The organism is Micromonospora sp. URMC 107, from assembly GCF_051386315.1.
In the GTDB taxonomy this organism is placed as follows: domain Bacteria; phylum Actinomycetota; class Actinomycetes; order Mycobacteriales; family Micromonosporaceae; genus Micromonospora.
Genome location: NZ_JBPQTK010000034.1, coordinates 1 through 19,132, shown reverse-complemented (window position 1 = coordinate 19,132; position 19,132 = coordinate 1). Strand labels below are relative to the sequence as shown.

17 protein-coding genes and 2 pseudogenes are annotated in these 19,132 nt (G+C 74.0%); 6 read left to right on the top strand and 13 right to left on the bottom strand.

Going from position 1 to position 19,132, the window contains the following annotated elements; translation table 11 throughout:
• Positions 1-13: 13 nt before the first annotated feature.
• Positions 14-1,261 carry a cytochrome P450 gene (locus tag ACSNN9_RS10905; protein ID WP_436672910.1) on the top strand — a complete coding sequence of 416 codons (1,248 nt, stop codon included), beginning with the start codon at positions 14-16 and terminating at the stop codon, positions 1,259-1,261.
• Between the two features lie 56 nt (positions 1,262-1,317).
• Here ACSNN9_RS10905 and ACSNN9_RS10900 read toward each other — a convergent pair whose 3' ends face one another.
• Complete coding sequence (locus tag ACSNN9_RS10900) at positions 1,318-2,490, bottom strand: zinc-dependent alcohol dehydrogenase (RefSeq protein ID WP_436672909.1); 1,173 nt, start codon at positions 2,488-2,490, stop codon at positions 1,318-1,320.
• Positions 2,487-3,122: an SRPBCC family protein gene (locus tag ACSNN9_RS10895; protein WP_436672908.1), complete on the bottom strand. Its 636-nt coding sequence runs from the start codon at positions 3,120-3,122 to the stop codon at positions 2,487-2,489. The genes ACSNN9_RS10900 and ACSNN9_RS10895 overlap by 4 nt, the downstream gene beginning before the upstream one ends.
• Positions 3,123-3,265: 143 nt before the next feature.
• Here ACSNN9_RS10895 and ACSNN9_RS10890 point away from each other — a divergent pair, with 143 nt between their 5' ends.
• A complete protein-coding gene (locus tag ACSNN9_RS10890; RefSeq protein WP_436672907.1) occupies positions 3,266-4,003 on the top strand; it encodes a class I SAM-dependent DNA methyltransferase in 738 nt (245 codons plus the stop codon).
• Positions 4,000-5,046, top strand: coding sequence for a glycosyltransferase (locus tag ACSNN9_RS10885; protein ID WP_436672906.1), 1,047 nt, complete (start codon positions 4,000-4,002; stop codon positions 5,044-5,046). The genes ACSNN9_RS10890 and ACSNN9_RS10885 overlap by 4 nt, the downstream gene beginning before the upstream one ends.
• 115 nt (positions 5,047-5,161) lie before the next feature.
• On the opposite strand, the gene ACSNN9_RS10880 is transcribed toward ACSNN9_RS10885, so the two are convergent.
• The 3 genes from ACSNN9_RS10880 to ACSNN9_RS10870 are packed head-to-tail and all read right to left on the bottom strand — an operon-like array spanning position 5,162 to position 7,105.
• Entirely contained in the window at positions 5,162-5,845 is a 684-nt protein-coding gene (locus tag ACSNN9_RS10880) for a DUF3618 domain-containing protein (protein ID WP_436672905.1), read from the bottom strand.
• Positions 5,842-6,294, bottom strand: coding sequence for a phage holin family protein (locus ACSNN9_RS10875; RefSeq protein WP_088998863.1), 453 nt, complete (start codon positions 6,292-6,294; stop codon positions 5,842-5,844). Before ACSNN9_RS10875 ends, ACSNN9_RS10880 begins: the two co-directional genes overlap by 4 nt.
• A 31-nt stretch (positions 6,295-6,325) precedes the next feature.
• Positions 6,326-7,105 (bottom strand): hypothetical protein, encoded by a 780-nt coding sequence (locus tag ACSNN9_RS10870; RefSeq protein ID WP_436672904.1) that lies wholly within the window; start codon positions 7,103-7,105, stop codon positions 6,326-6,328.
• 258 nt (positions 7,106-7,363) lie between these two features.
• On the opposite strand from ACSNN9_RS10870, the gene ACSNN9_RS10865 reads away from it, so the two are divergent.
• Positions 7,364-7,843, top strand: coding sequence for a DUF4383 domain-containing protein (locus ACSNN9_RS10865; protein ID WP_436672903.1), 480 nt, complete (start codon positions 7,364-7,366; stop codon positions 7,841-7,843).
• A 77-nt stretch (positions 7,844-7,920) separates the two neighbouring features.
• Positions 7,921-8,580, top strand: a complete 660-nt coding sequence (locus ACSNN9_RS10860; RefSeq protein WP_436672902.1) for a DUF6766 family protein — start codon at positions 7,921-7,923, stop codon at positions 8,578-8,580.
• Positions 8,581-8,610: 30 nt separating this feature from the next.
• Here ACSNN9_RS10860 and ACSNN9_RS10855 read toward each other — a convergent pair whose 3' ends face one another.
• The 8 genes and pseudogenes from ACSNN9_RS10855 to ACSNN9_RS10820 all read right to left on the bottom strand — a co-directional run bounded on the left by ACSNN9_RS10855 (position 8,611) and on the right by ACSNN9_RS10820 (position 18,333).
• On the bottom strand, positions 8,611-9,060 hold the full coding sequence (locus ACSNN9_RS10855) for a GNAT family N-acetyltransferase (protein ID WP_436672901.1): 450 nt from the start codon (positions 9,058-9,060) through the stop codon (positions 8,611-8,613).
• Positions 9,061-9,262: 202 nt separating this feature from the next.
• A pseudogene (obgE, locus tag ACSNN9_RS10850) lies at positions 9,263-10,705 on the bottom strand (GTPase ObgE); the annotation flags it as partial.
• Positions 10,706-10,796: 91 nt separating this feature from the next.
• Positions 10,797-11,051 carry a 50S ribosomal protein L27 gene (gene rpmA / locus ACSNN9_RS10845; RefSeq protein ID WP_013288010.1) on the bottom strand — a complete coding sequence of 85 codons (255 nt, stop codon included), beginning with the start codon at positions 11,049-11,051 and terminating at the stop codon, positions 10,797-10,799.
• A gap of 11 nt (positions 11,052-11,062) precedes the next feature.
• On the bottom strand, positions 11,063-11,377 hold the full coding sequence (gene rplU / locus ACSNN9_RS10840) for a 50S ribosomal protein L21 (RefSeq protein WP_088975625.1): 315 nt from the start codon (positions 11,375-11,377) through the stop codon (positions 11,063-11,065).
• A gap of 166 nt (positions 11,378-11,543) precedes the next feature.
• Positions 11,544-12,056: a hypothetical protein gene (locus tag ACSNN9_RS10835; RefSeq protein ID WP_436672900.1), complete on the bottom strand. Its 513-nt coding sequence runs from the start codon at positions 12,054-12,056 to the stop codon at positions 11,544-11,546.
• A 118-nt stretch (positions 12,057-12,174) separates the two neighbouring features.
• Positions 12,175-15,339: an Rne/Rng family ribonuclease gene (locus ACSNN9_RS10830; RefSeq protein WP_436672899.1), complete on the bottom strand. Its 3,165-nt coding sequence runs from the start codon at positions 15,337-15,339 to the stop codon at positions 12,175-12,177.
• Positions 15,340-15,470: 131 nt separating this feature from the next.
• Positions 15,471-16,205, bottom strand: a complete 735-nt coding sequence (locus tag ACSNN9_RS10825; RefSeq protein WP_357881116.1) for a TIGR03936 family radical SAM-associated protein — start codon at positions 16,203-16,205, stop codon at positions 15,471-15,473.
• A gap of 142 nt (positions 16,206-16,347) precedes the next feature.
• Positions 16,348-18,333 carry a TIGR03960 family B12-binding radical SAM protein gene (locus tag ACSNN9_RS10820; RefSeq protein WP_436672898.1) on the bottom strand — a complete coding sequence of 662 codons (1,986 nt, stop codon included), beginning with the start codon at positions 18,331-18,333 and terminating at the stop codon, positions 16,348-16,350.
• 232 nt (positions 18,334-18,565) lie between these two features.
• Between ACSNN9_RS10820 and ACSNN9_RS10815 the strand changes: the two are divergent.
• Positions 18,566-19,132, top strand: a pseudogene (locus tag ACSNN9_RS10815) (hypothetical protein); the annotation flags it as partial.

The window sequence follows — 19,132 nt, the reverse complement described above, 5'->3', positions numbered from 1 at the left end:
GTCAGGAGGCCCGATGGCGACCATCCCGACGGAGCGCAGCCCCGACAGCTCGGTGGCGTTCCTGCGTGACGGCTACCGTTTCGTCGGCCGGCGCTGCGACCGGCACGGCACCGACATCTTCCAGGCCCGGCTGCTGCTGGAGCCCACCATCTGCCTGCGCGGCCGGCCGGCGGCGGAGCTCTTCTACGACACCGGGCGCTTCGTCCGGGCGGGCGCGATGCCGAAGCGGGGGCAGCGCACGCTGACCGGCCGCGGCGGCGTGCAGGGCCTCGACGGGGCGGAGCACGCCGACCGCAAGGCCATGTTCATGTCGATCATGACGCCGACCGCGGTCCGGCACCTCGCGCAGCTCTTCGACGACGAGTGGCGGGCCCGCGTCCCGACCTGGGAGTCCGGCGCGCCGGTGGTGCTGTACGACGAGGTCGGCCGGATGCTGACCCGCGCGGTCTGCGCCTGGGCCGGCGTGCCGCTCGCGGACTCCGAGGTGGACCGGCGTACCGCCGAGCTGCACGCGATGATCGAGGGGCCGGCGGCGCTCGGCCCCCGGCACTGGCGTGGCCTGTGGGGCCGCCGCCAGGGCGAACGCTGGGTCGGCCGGCTCGTCGACCGGGTGCGCGCCGGCACGCTCCCGGCCCCCGACGGCAGCGCGCTGCGGGTGATCGCCGAGCACCGGGACGCCCACGGCCGGCTGCTCCCCCGCCGGATCGCGGCCGTCGAAGTGCTCAACGTGCTGCGCCCCACGGTCGCCGTCGACCGCTTCGTCGTCTTCGCCGCGCTGGCCCTGCACGACCACCCGGCCTGGCGGCAGCGGGTCCGCGAGAGCGACGAGGCCGCCGAGAACTTCGTGCAGGAGGTACGCCGCTACTACCCGTTCTTCCCGGTGGCCGCCGCCCGGGTCCGCCGCTCGTTCGACTGGCAGGGTTACCACTTCCCGCGCGGTCGGCGGGTGCTGCTCGACCTGTACGGCACCAACCACCACCCGGCGCTCTGGCCCGAACCGGAGCGGTTCCGGCCGGAGCGCTTCACCGGTTGGCGGGGCGACCCGTTCGCCCTCGTCCCACAGGGCGGCGGCGAGCACCTGACCGGCCACCGCTGCGCCGGGGAGTGGATCACGATCGAGCTGATGAAGCGGGCGGTGACGAACCTGACCACGACGATGCGGTACGACGTGCCGCCGCAGGACCTGGCGCTGAGCCTGCGCCGGATGCCGGCGCTGCCGCCGAGCGGGTTCGTGGTCGCCAACGTCCGCCGCACGGCCTGACCACGGCACCGCCCCGGGGACCTCGTCGGCCCCGGGGCGGTGCGGTCGTGGCGCGCTCAGGCCGGGTGCAGGACGGTACGCAGGCAGCCGTCCTCCTTCTTCTCGAACATCTCGTAGCCCCGCGCGCCCTGCTCCAGCGGCATCGGGTGGGTGGCCAGGTAGCCGGGATCGATCTCGCCGGCCGCGATCCGGTCCAGCAGCATCGGGATGTAGCGCTGGGCGTGCATCTGTCCCATCCGCAACACCAGCGCCTTGTTCATCGCCGCGCCCAGCGGAAACTTGTCCACCAGGCCGCCGTAGACGCCGACGATGCTCACCGTGCCGCCCTTGCGGCAGGCCATGATCGCCTGTCGTACCGAGGTGGGGCGGTCGGTCTGCAGCCGGGCGGTCTGCTTCGCCTTGTCGTACGCGTACACCGGCCCGACGTCGTGCGACTCCATGCCGACCGCCTCGATGCACGCGTCCGGTCCCCGGCCGGCGGTCATCTCCCGCAGCGCCTCCAGCACGTCGGTCTCGGCGTAGTTGATTGTCTCCACGCCGAGCCGCTCGGCGGCGGTGGCGAGCCGCTCCGGCAGCCGGTCGATCACGATCACCCGCTCGGCGCCGAGGAGTTGCGCGGACCGGGCCGCCATCTGGCCGACCCCGCCGGCACCCCACACCGCGACCACCTCGCCGCCCTTCAGCGCGCAGAAGTCGGCGGCCATCCAGCCGGTGGGCATCGCGTCGGAGGCGAAGACCACCGAGTCGTCGGGCACCCCGTCGGGGACCTTGAACGCCCCGACGTCGCCGAACGGCACCCGGATGTACTCGGCGTGGCTGCCGGAGTAGCCCCCGGCGGCGTGCGAGTAGCCGAGGATGCCGGCCGGCGAGTGGCCCCAGAGCTTCTCGGTGAAGACCGGCTGCGGGTTGGAGTTGTCGCAGAGCGAGTACTGCTCCGTGCGGCAGTACCAGCAGCCGCCGCAGGCCACCACGGAGCCGACCACGACGCGATCGCCCACACGCAGCCGCCGCACGCCCGGGCCGGTCTCCACGACCTCGCCCATGAACTCGTGGCCGAGGACGTCGCCCTCCCGCATCGCCGGCAGGAAGCCGTTGATCAGGTGCAGGTCGGAGCCGCAGACGCTGCTGGCGCCGACCTTGACGATGACGTCGCCCTCGGCGCGGATCCGCGGCTCCGGCACGTCGCGTACGGCCAGCTTGCCGACGCCTTCCCAGCAGAGCGCCCTCACGCCCGTCCCCCCGTCGTCAGCCTGTCGCGGACCTTGTCGGTCGCCTTCTCCTGGGCCGGTCCGCGCCCGGACGGGTCGCGCCGGGTGTCGATCACCTGGCCGCACTCCACCAGCGCCTTCACCCGGCGCAGCGCGTCGCGCAGCGCCAGGTCCGGATCGTCGCCGCCGAGCAGCCCGAACGCCCGGCGCAGCGGCCCGGAGCGCCACCGCAGCTCGGCGCGGACCTCCGTGCCCCGGTCCCGGGGCGCCGGCGTCAGCTGGACGGTGCCCTCCTGCTCGGGCCCGTCGGTGACCCGCCAGCGCAGCCGCCCGGGGCCCTCGACCGTGATCTCGGCCCGCCACTCGGTGCCCCCGCCGGCCGGGTCCCGTGCCACGCAGCGCCACCGGTCGTCGTCGAGCTGCTCCAGGGTCGCCCACTCGGCCAGCGCCCGGTCCAGCCGCTCCCGGTCGGTCCAGAAGCCGATCACCGCCTCCGCCGGCCGGTCGATCGTCACCCCGCGCCGCACCACGTACCAACCGTCGCGGCGCTCCGGCTGGTGCCGGCGTCGTCGACGGGCCACCGCCCGACCGACGCCGACCACGGTCACCGTGGTGGCACCGAGCAGCGCCCACCTCGTTCCGTTGCTGGTCATCACGTCTCCTCCACCGGGGCGCCCGGGATGGACCACCCGCACCGGTTGCGCTACCCGGCACCGCCCGACCGAAACGACGCACCGGTTTGGCCCGCCGATAACCGGGCACCTGCTGCGGGCACCCACCACCACCGGGAGGCACCGTGTCCTTCGACGCCAGCGAGTACGGCCGGCACGTCGCGGAGGTCTACGACGAGACGTACGCGCACCTGACACCGGACGCGGCGGTGGATCGGCTCGCCGCGCTGGCCGACGGCGGCCCCGTCTGCGAGTTCGGCATCGGCACCGGCCGGCTCGCCCTGCCGCTGGTCGCCCGGGGACTGACCGTCGCCGGCGTCGAGGGCTCCCCGGAGATGGCCGCCGGGCTGCGCGCCAAGCCGGGCGGGGACGCCGTCGAGGTGGCCGTCGGCGACTTCGCCGAGACCCGGGTGCCCGGCGAGTTCGCCCTGGTGGTGCTCGCGTTCAACACGATCTTCGCGCTGCCGGACCAGGCCGCGCAGGTGGCCTGCTTCCGCAACGCCGCCGCCCACCTGCGCCCCGGCGGACGGTTCGTCGTCGAGGCGTGGGTGCCCGACCCGGGCGCCTTCCGCGCCGGCGGCGCGCTACGGCCGGTGCGGGTGGCGGAGGACGTGGTGCTGCTGGAGGCGGCCCTGCTGCACCCCGCCGAGCAGCGGATGACCACCACGAAGGTCCGGCTCAGCAACGCCGGGGTGCACCTGCTGCCGGCCAACCACCGCTACGCCTGGCCGGCGGAGCTGGACCTGATGGCCGAGCTGGCCGGCATGCGCCGCGAGCACCGGTGGGAGGACTGGACCGGCCGGCCGTTCACCGACCAGAGCCGCGAGCACGTCTCCGTCTACCGCCGCCCGGAGCAGGCGTGAGCGCCCCGGCCCGCCCGGCCGGCGCCGCTCCCGGCGGCGACCGCCACGGCACCGTCGCGTCGCCGGCGGGGGGCGTCGGGCGCCGGCTTCCCGTCGCGTACGTCCTGCCGCTGCGCTGGACCGACGACGCCGACCTGGCCGGGCTGACGGCGTACCTGCGCTGGCTGGGCACCCTGGTCGACGTGACCGTGGTCGACGGGTCGTCCCCGGAGCTGTTCGCCCGGCACGGCGAGACCTGGCGCGGCCTGGTCCGGCACCTGCGGCCGGATCCCGCCCTGCGCGGCGTCAACGGCAAGGTGACCGGGGTGCTCACCGGCGTCGGCGCGGCCCGGCACGAGCACGTGGTGATCGCCGACGACGACGTCCGGTACGACGAGGCGGGGCTGCGCGCCGTGCACCGGCTGCTCGACCGGGTGGACCTGGTCCGCCCGCAGAACTACTTCGACCCGCTGCCCTGGCACGCGTGGTGGGACACCGGGCGCACCCTGCTCAACCGGGCGCTCGGCGCCGACTACCCCGGCACCCTGGCGGTACGCCGCAGCACCTTCCTCGCCATGGGCGGGTACGACCCGGACGTGCTCTTCGAGAACCTGGAGCTGATCCGCACCGTGCGCGCGTACGGGGGGACCGAGGCGGCGCCCGCCTGGCTGCACGTACGCCGGCTGCCGCCGGACACCGCCCACTTCCTGGGCCAGCGGGTCCGTCAGGCGTACGACGACCTGGCCCAACCGGTCCGCCTGGTGGGCTCGCTCGCGGTCCTGCCGGCGCTGGCGGCGGCGGTCGCGGCCCGGCGACCGGGGCTGCTGCTCGGCGCGGCCGTGACCACGGTGGGGCTCGCCGAGGCGGGCCGCCGCAAGGGCGGGGGCACGGCGGTCTTCCCGCCGGCGACCGCCCTGGCGGCCCCGTTCTGGGTGCTGGAGCGCGGCGTGTGCGGCTGGCTCGCCGTCGGCCGGCGCCTGCTCTTCGGTGGGGTCCGCTACGCCGGCGGCCGGGTGCGTCGCGCCGCACACTTCGAGCGCACGCTCCGCCGCCACCGCCGCTGACGCGCCCCCGCCCCGCGACCGGGACCCGGCCGGGACGCACACGGCAGCTCGCGGCCACTCCCCGGAACATGCTCCGGGAGTGGCCGCGAGCTGCGGCGTACGGTGAACGGGCTGGTCAGTACCGCACCTGTTCGCGGGACTGCTGCGCCTGGTCCTTCACGTCGTGCGCGGCCGACCGGGTGTCGTCCTTGACGGCGTGCACCGCGTCCTGGGCGGTGGACCGAACCGACTGGGTGGCGTGCTGCGCCGGCTCGCGCAGCTCCTCCTTCAGCTCGTTGGCGACCTCGCCCAGCTTCTCCTTCACCACCCCGGCGTGCTCGCCGGCCTTCTCCTTGACCTGCGACGCCACCTGCTGCTCGCGGCGGGTGGCCGGGATCAGCGAGGAGGCGAGCCAGCCGACGCCGAAGGCGATCAGGCCGGCGGCCAGCGGGTTGCCCTCGGACTTCTGCCGGATCACCTGCGGCGCGCGCTGCGCGGCGTCACCGACCGTCGAGGCGGCCGAGTGCGCCTTGTCGCTGACGGTCGAGGCGGCCGAGTGGGCCTTGTCGCTCACGGTGGACGCCGCCGAGGAGGCGTGACCGCCCACCGCGTGGGCGCCGTGCTTGGTGCTGTGACCCAGGTCGGAAGCGGTTCCCATCACCTTGTCCCTCACATTCTGCAGTGCGTTGCGGGCCCGCTGCTTGCGGTCGTCGACGATGCGGGCAGGGCTGACCTTGTACGCCAGCGCGTCCACGTCGGAACTCAGGTTGTTCCGGGTGGCTTCGATCTCCCGGCGGATCTGGTCGGGGTCGGTGCTCATCGGGTGACCTCCTGCGGGTGGGGCTTGAGCGCGTCGGGGATCCGCTGCACGCTGTCGTTGGTCTGCTTGAGGCCGCGGATGTGCTCGGCGCTCTTCTTGGCCTTGGAGTAGAGGACCGCGGCGATCGCGCCCCAGATGACGGCCACGATCAGCGCCGCCCAGCCGGCGTCCATCACGTTGGACAGCCCGGCCCAGAGGGCCAGCGAGAGGAAGAGGGCCACCATGTAGCCGCCGAAGCCGGCGCCGCCGAAGAAGCCGGCGGTCTTGCCCGCCTTCTTGCCCTCCTGGCGGATCTCGGCCTTGGCCAGCTCGACCTCCTGCCGCATCAGGGTGGACAGGTCGCTGGTGACCTGGCGCATCAGCTCACCGATCGAGCTGCCCCTGACCTCGTCCGCGTCGTGGGGGTGGTAGCCGGAGTCCAGCCCCGCCCCCTGCGTCGGCATGCTCATGCCGCCGCCTCCCTTCGGGTGATTCGTTGGCTCACGGACGGGTGGTCCCGGTCGACGGCACGCCCGGCAGCGGATCGGTCTGGCTCACCGGCGGCAGCGGCTGGCCGACGCCACCGGCGGGGTCGGCGTAGCTGGTGGTGGTCTGCGGGTCGACGTACGCGCCCGGGGTCGGGTCGAGGTAGCCGCCCGGCGGCACGGCGTCCGGCACGGCGCGCGGGGCCGGCGGGGTCGGGATGACGGCGGTCCGGTCCGGGTCGTAGCCCGCGCCCGAGTCGTACCCCGAGTAGCCGTTGCCGCTCTGGCCGTCGCCGGCGGCGGAGATGTTCTTGGTCAGCCGGCCGGCGAGCACACCCAGCACGGCGGCGCCGACCAGGAAGGTGCCCGGGTTGCGGCGGGCGTAGTCGCGGACCTCGGCGATGAGGTCGCCGGGCTCGCGCTGCTCCAGCCAGCCGGCCACGCCGTGCACCCGGTCGGCGGCCTGGCGGGCGATCTCGCTCACCGGCCCGGCCTGACCGCCCTGCTCGGCCATCGAGCGCATCTCGTCAGCCAGCGAGCGGAGCCCGCCGGCGGCACGCCGCTGCTGGTCGCCGGCCTGGCTGGCGAGCTGGCTGCGGGCCTCGCCGTAGAGGTTGCGCGCCTGGAGCTTCGCCTCGCCGACGACCTCCCTGCCCTGCTCCTTGGCCGTCTCGGCGACGGCGCCACCGGCCTGCTTGGCCTCCGAGCCGACCTGACGGGCCTGCTCGCGGACACCGCCGCCGTTGCTCGACTCCTGCCCGTACGTGGAAGTCGTGGGTGACAGATCGTAGGTCATGATTTCCCTTCCGCTCGGATAGTCTCCGCGGGTTTGTGCTGGGGGGATGCGCCGGCCGTTCCTGCCGTCGCATCTCTTGACCTACCCTCCGTCGCCGGTTCCATACCTCCTTCGTGACTTCTCCTGCGCCGCGTCGCCGACGGTCTACAAAATGGAGGATCGTCGGGTGGTGGCGACACCGTCGCGCACAGTGACGGCCGGTCCCCCCGCAGCCGGCGCCGCGGGCAGGGCGTTCCGCGGGTCCACGGAGGTGAAGCGATGGCACGCAACGGACGCGGCGGCCCGCGGGGCCCGAAGCCGAGGGTGCAGCTCGCCGCCGCGGCCGCGGCCGGGGTCTTCGCCCTGATCGGGGTGCTCGGGTTCATCCCCGGCATCACCACCGGCTACGACGACATGACGTTCGCCGGCCACCACTCCGAGGCCCGGCTGCTCGGCCTGTTCCAGGTGTCGATCCTGCACAACGCGCTGCACCTGGGCTTCGGGCTGGCCGGCCTGCTGCTGGCCCGCAGCGTCGCCGGGGCGCGGGTCTTCCTCGCCGGCGGCGGCGCCCTCTACCTCGGCCTGTGGCTGTACGGCTTCGCGATCGACCGGGAGAGCGCGGCGAACTTCATCCCGGTCAACGACGCCGACAACTGGCTGCACCTGGTCCTCGGCTTCGGCATGCTCGCCTTCGGGCTGCTGCTCTCCAACCAGGTGGGCACGGGCACCCGGCTGGACGACCCCTTCGACCGCCCCTGACCCTCGTACCGTCGCGGCGTTTGCCTGGTGGGCCGTCCGGGCACGGAGATCGGAGGTCCGTCGACGAGGAGGTCCACATGCCGAGATGGCTGCGTGACAACGCGCTGACCGTGGCGATGTTCGGCGCGTTCCTCGTCTTCCTGGTGCTGCAGAGCGTGTTCGGTTGGCAGACGCACAACCAGGAGCTGGCCGAGTTCGGGGCCGCGCCGACCAGTTGGCCGGCGTACCTGCGCAGCGGGCACTTCATGGAGTCGGTCTTCGAGAACTGGGAGTCGGAGTTCCTCCAGATGGGCGGCTACGTCCTGCTCACCGCCTACCTGGTGCAGCGCGGCTCGGCGGAGTCGAAGCCGGTGGGGCAGACCGACCGGCCCGAGGACGACGAGCGGCGGGCGACCCCGGACTCCCCCTGGCCGGTACGCGCCGGCGGACTGCCCCTGGTCGTCTACCGCAACAGCCTCTCCATCGCGCTGCTACTGATCTTCGCCGGCTCGTTCGTCGGCCACCTGCTCGGCGGGACCGCCGACTACAACGAGCAGCAGGCGTTGCAGAGCGGCGCGCCGCCGATCGGCGTGTGGGAGTTCCTCGGCACGAGCGAGTTCTGGTTCCAGTCGATGCAGAACTGGCAGAGCGAGTTCCTCGCGGTCGGCACGCTGATCGTGCTCAGCATCTTCCTACGTCAGCACGCGTCGCCGGAGTCGAAGCCGGTCACCGCCGTGCACGCGCACACCGGCGACTGACCGACCGGCCACCGCCGGGCCCGGCCGCCGTCAGGCCGGCACGCGCAGCCGCTTGGCGAAGCAGACGCTGTACGGGTTGGCGACGTACTCGCCGTAGACCGGGATCGGCTCGTACCCGCTGGAGGTGTAGAGCCCGATCGCGGCCGGCAGGTACGTGCCGGTCTCCAGGCACACCACCGCGTGCCCCTGCTGGAAGGCCAGTTCCTCCAGGGCGCTCAGCAGCTGCCGGGCGACGCCCCGCCCCCGGTACGCCGGGCGGACGTACATCCGCTTCACCTCGGCGGTGTCGGCGTCGAGCGCCTGGATCCCGCCGCAGGCGACCGCCCGCCCGTCGGCGACCACCACCAGGTAGCGGATGTCGTCGTGGGTGACGGTCGCCTGGCCGTCCAGCCCGCCGTCGGCCGCCCGCAGCTCGCGCTGCTGGGCGGTGACCAGGGCGTCGATCTCCGGATCGGTGGCGGGGCGTGACTCGATCAGCATCAGGCCACGCTAGGTGGCGGGGATTTCGGGCAGGTTTCCGGCAGTCGACCCGCTCACGGAGCGCGACGAGCTATTCGGCGTCGTCCTCGGCTGCGGCGCGGGACGGGCCGAGCCCGTGGGACGGGCCCACCCGGTCGGCCGGGCCGGCGTCCCGGGCCGGGCCGGCCCCGTCGAAGCCGTCCCCGTCCGACAGGTCGACGTCGTCCGAGACGTCGGCGTCGGTGCCCTCGAACTCGTCCTCCGGCCGCTGCCGACGGGCCTTGCGGGCCGCCAGCCGCTCCGCGGCCGACGCCCGGGTGGACTTCTCCTCCAGCCGGACGTCGGTGCCCCGGTTGCCGGGGATGAAGTCGGCCCCGGCGTAGAGGGTCGGCTGCCAGTCGAACTCCCGCTCGCCGATCCGGACCAGGTCGCCCGGCTCCGCACCGGCCTTGCCCAGCTTCTCCTCGACGCCGAGGCGGGCCAGCCGGTCGGCCAGGTAGCCGACGGCCTCGTCGTTGTCGAAGTTCGTCTGCCGCACCCACCGCTCGGGCCGGACGCCGCGCACGACCCAGGCGCCGTCCGTCGCGGCCTCGATGGTGAAGCCGGCGTCGTCGACCGCCTGCGGCCGGATCACGATCCGGGTCGCCTCGGCCGGCGGCGCGGCCCTGCGGCCCTGCTCCACCAGCTCCGCCATGGCGTACATGAGCTCCTTGAGCCCCTCCCGGGTCGCCGCGGAGACCTCGAACACGCGGAAACCGCGCTCCTCCAGGTCGGGGCGGACGATCTCGGCCAGGTCCCGGCCGTCGGGCACGTCGATCTTGTTGAGCGCCACCAGCCGGGGGCGGTCGGCCAGGCCGCCGTACTCGGTCAGCTCGGCCTCGATGGTGTCGATGTCGGCGACCGGGTCCCGGCCCGGCTCCAGGGTGGCGGTGTCGATGACGTGCACCAGCACCGCACAGCGCTCGATGTGCCGGAGGAACTCCAGGCCGAGGCCCTTGCCGGTGGCCGCCCCCGGGATCAGGCCGGGCACGTCGGCGACGGTGAAGGTGTGGTTGTCCAGCCGGACCACGCCCAGGTTGGGCACCAGGGTGGTGAACGGGTAGTCGGCGATCTTCGGCTTGGCTGCCGAGATCACCGAGATCAGCGACGACTTGCCGGCCGACGGGAAGCCCACCAGCCCGACGTCGGCGACGCTCTTGAGCTCCAGCACCACGTCGAGCTGTTCGCCGGGCTCGCCCAGCTCGGCGAAGCCGGGGGCCTTGCGCCGGGCGTTGGCCAGCGACGCGTTGCCCCGCCCGCCGCGCCCGCCCCGGGCCACCTCGAAGGTCGTGCCGGCGCCGACCATGTCGGCCAGGACGGTGCCGTCGGAGGCCTGCACCACCGTGCCGTTCGGCACCTTGAGCACGAGGTTGCGGCCGTTCGCGCCGTCGCGGTTCGACCCGGCGCCACCCTTGCCGTTCTCGGCCTTCACGTGCGGGCGGAAGTGGAAGTCCAGCAGTGTCGTCACCTGCGGGTCGACCACCAGGGACACGCTGCCGCCGTGCCCGCCGTTGCCGCCGTCGGGGCCGCCGAACGGCTTGAACTTCTCCCGGTGGATCGAGACACAACCGTGCCCGCCATCGCCGGCCTGCAGGTGCAGGACGACCCGGTCAACGAACGTCGCCACGGACGTCAATCCTTCCAGCGAGGTTCACGCCCCGCACGAAAAAAGCGAAGCGGGGCGGGACACGAGGTCCGCGGCCCGCAACGCCTTCGAACTACTGCTGCGGCACGATGCTGACGGTCTTGCGACCGCGCTTGGTGCCGAACTGGACCGAACCGGCGGCCAGCGCGAAGAGCGTGTCGTCTCCGCCGCGGCCGACCAGGTCACCGGGGTGGAACTTGGTGCCACGCTGACGGATGAGGATCTCACCCGCGCTGACGACCTGACCACCGAAGCGCTTCACGCCGAGCCGCTGCGCCGCGGAGTCACGGCCGTTGCGCGAGCTGGACGCACCCTTTTTGTGAGCCATCTGAGGACGACCTACTTCCCGCTGGAGATGCCGGTCACCTTGACCTGGGTCAACGGCTGGCGGTGACCCTGGCGCTTGTGGTAGCCGGTCTTGTTCTTGAACTTGTGGATCCGGATCTTCGGGCCCTTGGTGTGCGCGGCGATCTCGCCGGACACCGCGACCTTGGCAAGCTTCGCCGCGTCGGTCACCAGGTCGTCACCGTCGACGAGGAGCACCGCGGTGAGCTTCACCGCGTCGCCGGGGGCACCGACGAGCTTCTCGACCTCGATCACGTCGCCCTCGGCGACCTTGTACTGCTTGCCGCCGGTCTTGACGATCGCGTACATCGGAGGCGGACTCCCTGTCGTTGAGGCTGCTGGCGGGTGTTCCCGCGGCGGCTCGCCGGGTAGCAGAGGCACGGCGGCGCGGGCACGCGAGAACTCGGTACACCAAAGTGCACCGCAGGCCAGCGTACGCCATCGGAGGGCCGACACCCAAACCGGGCCCCGTCGGTCAGCGGGCGCAGAGCTGGTCGAGGCGCTGCCGGAGCCGGTCGAGCTCGGTCTCGTCGATCGAGTCGACGTCGGTGCCCAGCGTGCCGACCTCCGCCGCCATGTCCGCGAGGAGCGTCTTGAGCTGCGCGTCCTCGGCCCGGGTCGACTCGTGCCGCAGCGTGCTCCGCCAGTCGGTCAGCGCGGTGGAGATGCGGTCGCGGGCGGTCCGGGCCGCCGTGGCGTCGTTCGCCCCGACCGCCGCGACCATCTTGCCGAGCTCCTCGACGTACGTCCGCACGGCGGTCTCGCCGGCGCGCTGTGCCGCGGCACACACCTCGGGCGCGTTGCCCGCGGCCGCCCCGCTGCCGGCCCCCGGCCCCGCGCCCGTCGCCCCGCCACCGGGCCCGCCCGGCGCGACGCCGCCGACCGGGGCGCCGCCGGGCGGGCCGGCTCGCTCCGGCCGCTCGGCCGCGCACCCGGCGCCGGCGAACAGGACAGCGGTGAGCGCGGTGACGGCGAGCAGAGGGCGCATCGTTCTTCTCCTGACCGCAGGCGGCCGATCGTGGCCGGGGATCGACCATACGACAGGGCCCCTCCCGCCGGACATCGCCGGGGAAGGGGCCCTGCCACACGTCGGACCGATCAGCCGGTCACGGCCGGGTGCGCCGCCGCGCGCCGCTGCGGCGGGACCGGCGCCGGCCCGCACCGCCCTCCGACTCGTCGCCGTCGGCGTCGGCGTCGGAGAGCGCGTCCGGGTCGTCCGGGGCGGCCAGCCGGGCCGACTCGCCCGTCTGGCTGTCGGCGACCTCACCGGCGGCGGCCGTGTCCGCCTCGTAGCGGGACAGGTCGTAGCCCATGGTGTCGTGGTATTCGGTGTCCGGGGCGGCGTCGACGTCGGCGTCGGTCTCGACGACCTCGGCCACGGTGCGCTCGGCCGGCGCGCTCTTGCGCGCCCGCCGCCGGGAGGAGCCGGCGCCCTGCTCCGCCGCCGCCGGGGCGGCCACCGCCGAGGCGACCGCCTTGACCTTCTCCCCCGCGCCGTTGCCGGAACGCGGCTTCTCCGGCACCGGCTCGGTGTGGATGATCAGGCCCCGACCCTTGCAGCACTCGCAGGTCTCGCTGAACGCCTCCAGCAGGCCCGCACCGATCCGCTTGCGGGTCATCTGCACCAGCCCGAGCGACGTGATCTCGGTGACCTGGTGCTTGGTGCGGTCCCGGCCCAGGCACTCCGTCAGCCGGCGCAGCACCAGCTCGCGGTTGGACTCCAGCACCATGTCGATGAAGTCGATCACCACGATGCCGCCGAGGTCGCGCAGCCGGAGCTGGCGGACGATCTCCTCGGCCGCCTCCAGGTTGTTGCGGGTGACCGTCTCCTCCAGGTTGCCCCCGGAGCCGGTGTACTTGCCGGTGTTGACGTCGATGACCGTCATGGCCTCGGTCCGGTCGATCACCAGCGAACCGCCCGAGGGGAGGAAGACCTTACGGTCCAGCCCCTTGATGATCTGCTCGTCGATCCGGTACTCGGCGAAGACGTCGGCGGTGCCGACGTGCCGGCGCAGCCGGGCGACCAGGTCGGGCGAGACGTGCGACAGGTACGACTCGACCATGTCGTACGACTGCTCGCCCTCGATCACCAGCTCGCGGAAGTCCTCGTTGAAGAGGTCCCGGACGACCCGGATCACCAGGTCGGGCTCCTCGTAGAGCAGCACCGGGGCGCCGCCCTCGGCCGCCTTGGCCTGGATGTCCTCCCACTGCGCCTGGAGCCGCTTGACGTCGCGCGCCAACTCGTCCTCGCTGGCGCCCTCGGCGGCCGTCCGGACGATCACGCCCGCGCCGTCCGGCACCAGCTTCTTCAGCACGTCCCGCAGCCGCTTGCGCTCGGTGTCGGGCAGCTTGCGGCTGATGCCGGAGGCGTTGCCGTGGGGCACGTAGACGAGGTGCCGGCCGGAGAGCGCGATGTGGCTGGTCAGCCGGGCGCCCTTGTGACCGATCGGGTCCTTCGTGACCTGCACCAGCACCGAGTCGCCGGAGCGCAGCGCCTGCTCGATCGAGCGGGCGCGCCCCTCCAGGCCGCTGGTGTCCCAGTTCACCTCGCCGGCGTACAGGACGGCGTTGCGGCCGCGCCCGATGTCGACGAAGGCCGCCTCCATGCTGGGCAGGACGTTCTGCACCTTGCCGAGGTAGACGTTGCCGGCCATCGTGCCGGAGGAGTTGCGGGTGACGTAGTGCTCGACGAGCACCCCGTCCTCCAGGACGGCGATCTGGGTCCGGTCGCCGCGCTGGCGTACCGCCATCACCCGGTCGACGGCCTCCCGGCGGGCCAGGAACTCCGACTCGCTGAGGATCGGCGGCCGGGTACGGCGCTGCTCACGGCCGTCGCGGCGGCGCTGGCGCTTGGCCTCCAGCCGGGTGGAGCCGGAGACGCCCTGCACCTCGTCGACGGTCTTGCGCGGCTCGCGGATCTTGACGACGGTCGGCACGCCGTCGTCGGCGCCCGACTCGACGTCGCCGGCGCCCCGGCGGCGACGACGGCGACGGCGGCGGGTCAGCGCGTCGCCGCCCTCGGCGTCCTCGTCCTCGTCGCCCTCGGGCTCCTCCGCCTCGGCCTGCGCGGCCTCCTCGGACTCGTCGTCCTCGGCGTCCTCCGCGCCGCCCTTGCCCCGGCCACGGCCGCGGCGGCCACGCCGGCGCCGGCGGCGGGCCGCGGCGCTCTCGTCCTCGTCCTCGTCTTCGTCCTCGGCGGCCTCCTCGGCCTCCTCGACCGCTTCCTCGGACTCGACGACCTCGACCGCCTCGACGTCGCGGCGGCCACGCCGGCGACGGCGCGCCGGCTCGGCGGGCTCCTCGGCGGCGGGCTCCTCCGGCTCGGGCTCCGGGGCCGGCGCGACGACCCGGACGACCGGGACGTCCTCCGGCTGCGGAGCCATGAACAGGACGGTGGGCGCGGAGAGCGCGGCCCGCCGGCGGCGGGTGCGCGGCTCGGGCTCGACCACGGGCTCGGGCTCGACGACCGGCTCGGCCGCCTCGGTCGGCTCCTCCTCGGTCGGCTCCTCCTCGGCGGGCGGGGTGACCGCCACTCCCGGCGGAACCTCGCCGGACCGGCTCTCCGCGCCGCTGACAGCGGCGGGCGGGGCGGCGGCGCCGAAGCCGGTGCCGGCCTCCGGCTCGATTCCGGCGGCGGCCGGCGGCTGCTGCGCGACCTCGGCGGGCGCGGCGACGTCGGTCGGGGTCTCCGCGGCCGGCTCGGCCGCGGCGGGGGCCGCCTTCTTCCGGCGGGTACGCGTGGCCTTGGCCGGCGGCGCGGCCGGCTCGGCGGGTGCCTGCTCCGCCGCGACCGGCGCCTCTCCGGCGGGCTGCCCGGTGCCCTCGGCGGGCTGCCCGGTGCCCTCGGCGGGCTGTCCGGTGGTGTCCTCGGCGGCCTTCGCGGTGGTGGCCTTGCGGCGGCGGCGCGTCGCCTTCGGGGCGGCGTCGAGGTCGCCGGAGACGGGAGCGAACACCTCGGCCTGGGGCGCCTCGCCACTGCCCGGCACGGGCGCCGTCGACGCCTCGACCGGCGCCTCGGTCTGCTCCGGCTGGTTCAGCGGCGTGGCGCGCCGCCGGGTGGTACGCCGCCGGGCCGGTGCGGCCGGGGCCTGCTCGGCCCCGCCGGTGCCGGCGTCGCCGGTATCGGTGCCGATGCCGGCGGTACCGGCGTCAGTGCCGGCGCCGGCGGTGTTCCCCGCCCCGGCGGAGTTCTCGACGGTGCTGGTGTCGGCGGTCTCGCCGGCCGGCTGTGAACCGGTCCGTTCGCCGCCCTCGGGCTCGTTCTCGAGCATGGACGTTCTCCAGTTCTGGCTGCCCCGGGCGCGGGTGAGCGCTGCCACGCAGGGTCGCCGCAAAAGTGTTTCCGCCGGGCGCGCACGGTGCGCGACCGCCGAAGTCTGCCTACCTGAACGCTGACCGACGGTCAGCGTTCACCGATGGTTGCCCCGTCGCGGTCCGCGTCCAACGGATCCGCGATCGCATCCTGCGCGGTCAGCGTGCCCTGTGCCAGCCGGATCACCCTCGGCGAGACCGGCGGCTCCAGGTCGGCCACCACGCGGAGGCCGGAAAGGACGTCATCGGGTCGCACGGAGGGGGTGACCTGCCGCACGACCAGTTCGAGTATCGCACACGGTACGGCCGGGGCCCCGGAAGGCGTCTCCGGCGACGCGATCACATCGATACGGATCACCGCCGCCCGGGCGTCGAAGGTGCGCCGGCCCTGCTTGGTCATCCGCTCGACCAGCACCTCCTCGGCGGCCGTGAAGGCGGAAACCGCCCGTTGCAGGACGGCCGGGTCGACCTCGGGCAGCTCGATGCGCCAGTGCGACGCCTCGATCCGGTCGGCAAGACTCCCGCCGGTGGCCACCACGGCGTCGAGCACGTCGAGCCCCGGCGAGAGGGCGGCGTCAAGGGCGGCGCGCAGCTCCGCCGGGTCGACCTGCTCGCGGAGGCCGATCTCCAGGTACTCGGCCTCGCTCGCCACGCCCGTCGGGGCCGCGCTGGCGTACGAGATCTTCGGGTGCGGGGTGAAGCCCTGGGAGAAGGCGATCGGCACGCCCGCCCGGCGCAGCGCCCGCTCGAACGCCCGGGCGAAGTCCCGGTGCGAGGTGAAGCGCAGCGGGCCGCGCTTGGCGTACCGGATCCGGACCCGCTGCACGACGGGTGCCTGGCCGCCCTCTGGCTGTGGTTTCCTACTGATCGTCGTGCTCCTCGTGTCGGAACCGGTTGATCGTGACGGCACTGCTCGCGACTCGCGTGCCGCTGACGATAGCCACATGATCAACCCGACGCACGGCGGGCTACTGCTGGGCGCCGGTGGGGAGCTTCAGACCGTTGATCGGGGTGAGCGGGAGGAGCTTCTTCCCGGTCGGGCCGATCTGGATCTCGGTGTCCATCGACGGGCAGACGCCGCAGTCGAAGCACGGGGTCCACCGGCAGTCGTCCTGCTCGTACTCGCTGAGCGCGTCCTGCCAGTCCTGCCAGAGCCAGTCCTTGTCCAGGCCCGAGTCCAGGTGGTCCCAGGGCAGGACCTCCAGCTCGTCGCGCTGCCGGGTGGTGTACCAGTCGAGGTCGACCCCGAAGGCGGGCAGCACCTCGGCCGCCGCCTGCACCCAGCGCTGGTAGGAGAAGTGCTCGCTCCAGCCGTCGAACCGGCCGCCGTTCTCCCAGACCCGGCGGATCACCGCGCCGACGCGGCGGTCACCCCGGCTGAGCAGGCCCTCGATCAGCGACGGCTCGCCGTCGTGGTACCGGAAGCCGATCGCCCGGCCGAGCGAGCGGTCCGCGTTGATCGCCTGCTTGAGCATCCTGAGCCGGCCGTCGATGACCTCCGGCCGCTCCATCGGCGCCCACTGGAACGGGGTGTGCGGCTTCGGCACGAACCCGCCGATGGAGACCGTGCAGCGGATGTCCTTCGAGCCGGTGGCGGCCCGACCGGCCCGGATGACCTCGTGGGCCATGTCGGCGATCTCGAGGACGTCCTCGTCGGTCTCGGTGGGCAGGCCGCACATGAAGTAGAGCTTCACCTGCCGCCAGCCGTTCGTGTACGCGGTGACGACGGTGCGGATCAGGTCTTCCTTCGACACCATCTTGTTGATGACCTTGCGGATGCGCTCCGACCCGCCCTCGGGGGCGAAGGTCAGGCCGGTGCGCCGGCCGTTGCGGGACAGCTCCTGCGCGAGGTCGATGTTGAACGCGTCGACCCGGGTCGACGGCAGCGAGAGCGAGACGTTGGTGCCCTCGTACTGCTGGGCCAGGCCCGAGCACATGTCGCCGATCTCGGAGTGGTCGGCCGACGACAGCGACAGCAGGCCCACCTCGTGGAAGCCGGAGAACTCCAGCCCCTCGCGCACCATCTGCCCGACGGTGGTGATGGAGCGCTCGCGCACCGGCCGGGTGATCATGCCGGCCTGGCAGAACCGGCAGCCCCGGGTGCAGCCGCGGAAGATCTCGACCGCGTACCGCTCGTGCACGGTCTCCGCGAGCGGCACCAGGGGCTTCTTCGGGTACGGCCAGGCGTCCAGGTCCATGGTCGTGCGCTTGTGCACCCGGAACGGCACGTCCGCCCGGTTCGGCACGACCCGCTGGATCCGGCCGTCGGGGAGGTAGTCCACGTCGTAGAAGCGCGGCACGTAGACGCTCTCGGTGCGGGCCAAGCGCAGCAGCAGCTCGTCGCGCCCGCCCGGGGAGCCCTCGGCCTTCCACTCCCGCACGATCCCGGTGATCTCCAGGACCGCCTCCTCGCCGTCGCCGAGCACGGCGGCGTCGACGAAGTCGGCGATCGGCTCCGGGTTGAACGCGGCGTGGCCGCCGGCCACGATCACCGGGTCGGCGTCGGTGCGCTCGGCGGCCAGCAGCGGGATGCCGGCCAGGTCGATCGCGGTGAGCAGGTTCGTGTAGCCCAGCTCGGTGGAGAAGGAGACGCCGAAGACGTCGAAGTCGCGCACCGAGCGGTGCGCGTCGACGGTGAACTGCGGCACGCCGTGGGCGCGCATCAGCTTCTCCAGGTCCGGCCAGACCGCGTAGGTCCGCTCGGCGAGCACGTCGGGCAGCTCGTTGAGCACCTCGTAGAGGATCTGCACGCCCTGGTTGGGCAGGCCGACCTCGTAGGCGTCGGGGTACATCAGCGCCCAGCGCACGGCCGCCGCGTCCCAGTCCTTAACCACCGCGCCCAGCTCGCCACCGACGTACTGGATGGGCTTGGTCACCTGGGGCAGCAGCGGCTCCAGCCGGGGCCAGACCGAATTGGCCGCGGCGGGGCGCGGCGTGGTGGACGGGACGCTCATGATGCCCAAGGGTACGCGGCCCGGCGGCGGCCACCGCGCGCACGCCGGTCACCGCCGCCCCCGGGTCGCCGGTCGCCGGGTCCCGGCAGGTCGGTCACCGCGTCCCCGGCACGTCGCGAGGGCCCGCGACACGCCGCCCGGCCTTGTCCGGTGCCGGCGACGGCGGTGGCCGGAATCGCCCCGCTGGCGCGTCGGTACTAACCTCGGACCGGCGCGAGAGGAGATTGCCGCGATGCCGCAGCCGCAGCCGGGCACGGACCGGCCGGCCGACGGGAGCCCCCCGGGTCAGGACCAGGGTCACGATCCGGCGGTCACCGAGGAGCCCCCGACCTCCCCCGCAGCGCCCGCCCCCACCGGCGGCACGGGCCCGGAGGGCACCCGTGAGCTGCCCACCGACGACCCCGGGCCGACCGCGACGACCGACGTCCGGCAGGACGCGGGCGACGGCGGGCCGCGGGACGCCGGCGACGCCGCCGCACGGCACGACGCGGGCGACGCCACCGCGCCACCCGACACCGGCGACGCCGGGGCGGAGGGCACGCGGGACGACGGGCCCGAGCGGGTGGCCGGCACCGGCCCGGAGGGCACCCGCCTGCTGCCCGACGACGGCCCGCCGGCCGTGGGGCCGCAGGGCACCCGGATGTTCCCCGCCGACGAGCGACCGGCCGAGCCGCCCGCGCCCCGCTGGAGTGGTTCGGCGGCGGTTCCCCCGCCGAAGCCCCGCAAACGGGCCTGGGGCGAGTCGGCCGAGATCCCCCCGGTGCCGGCCCCGGCGCCCCCGCCCGAGCAGCCCGAGCAC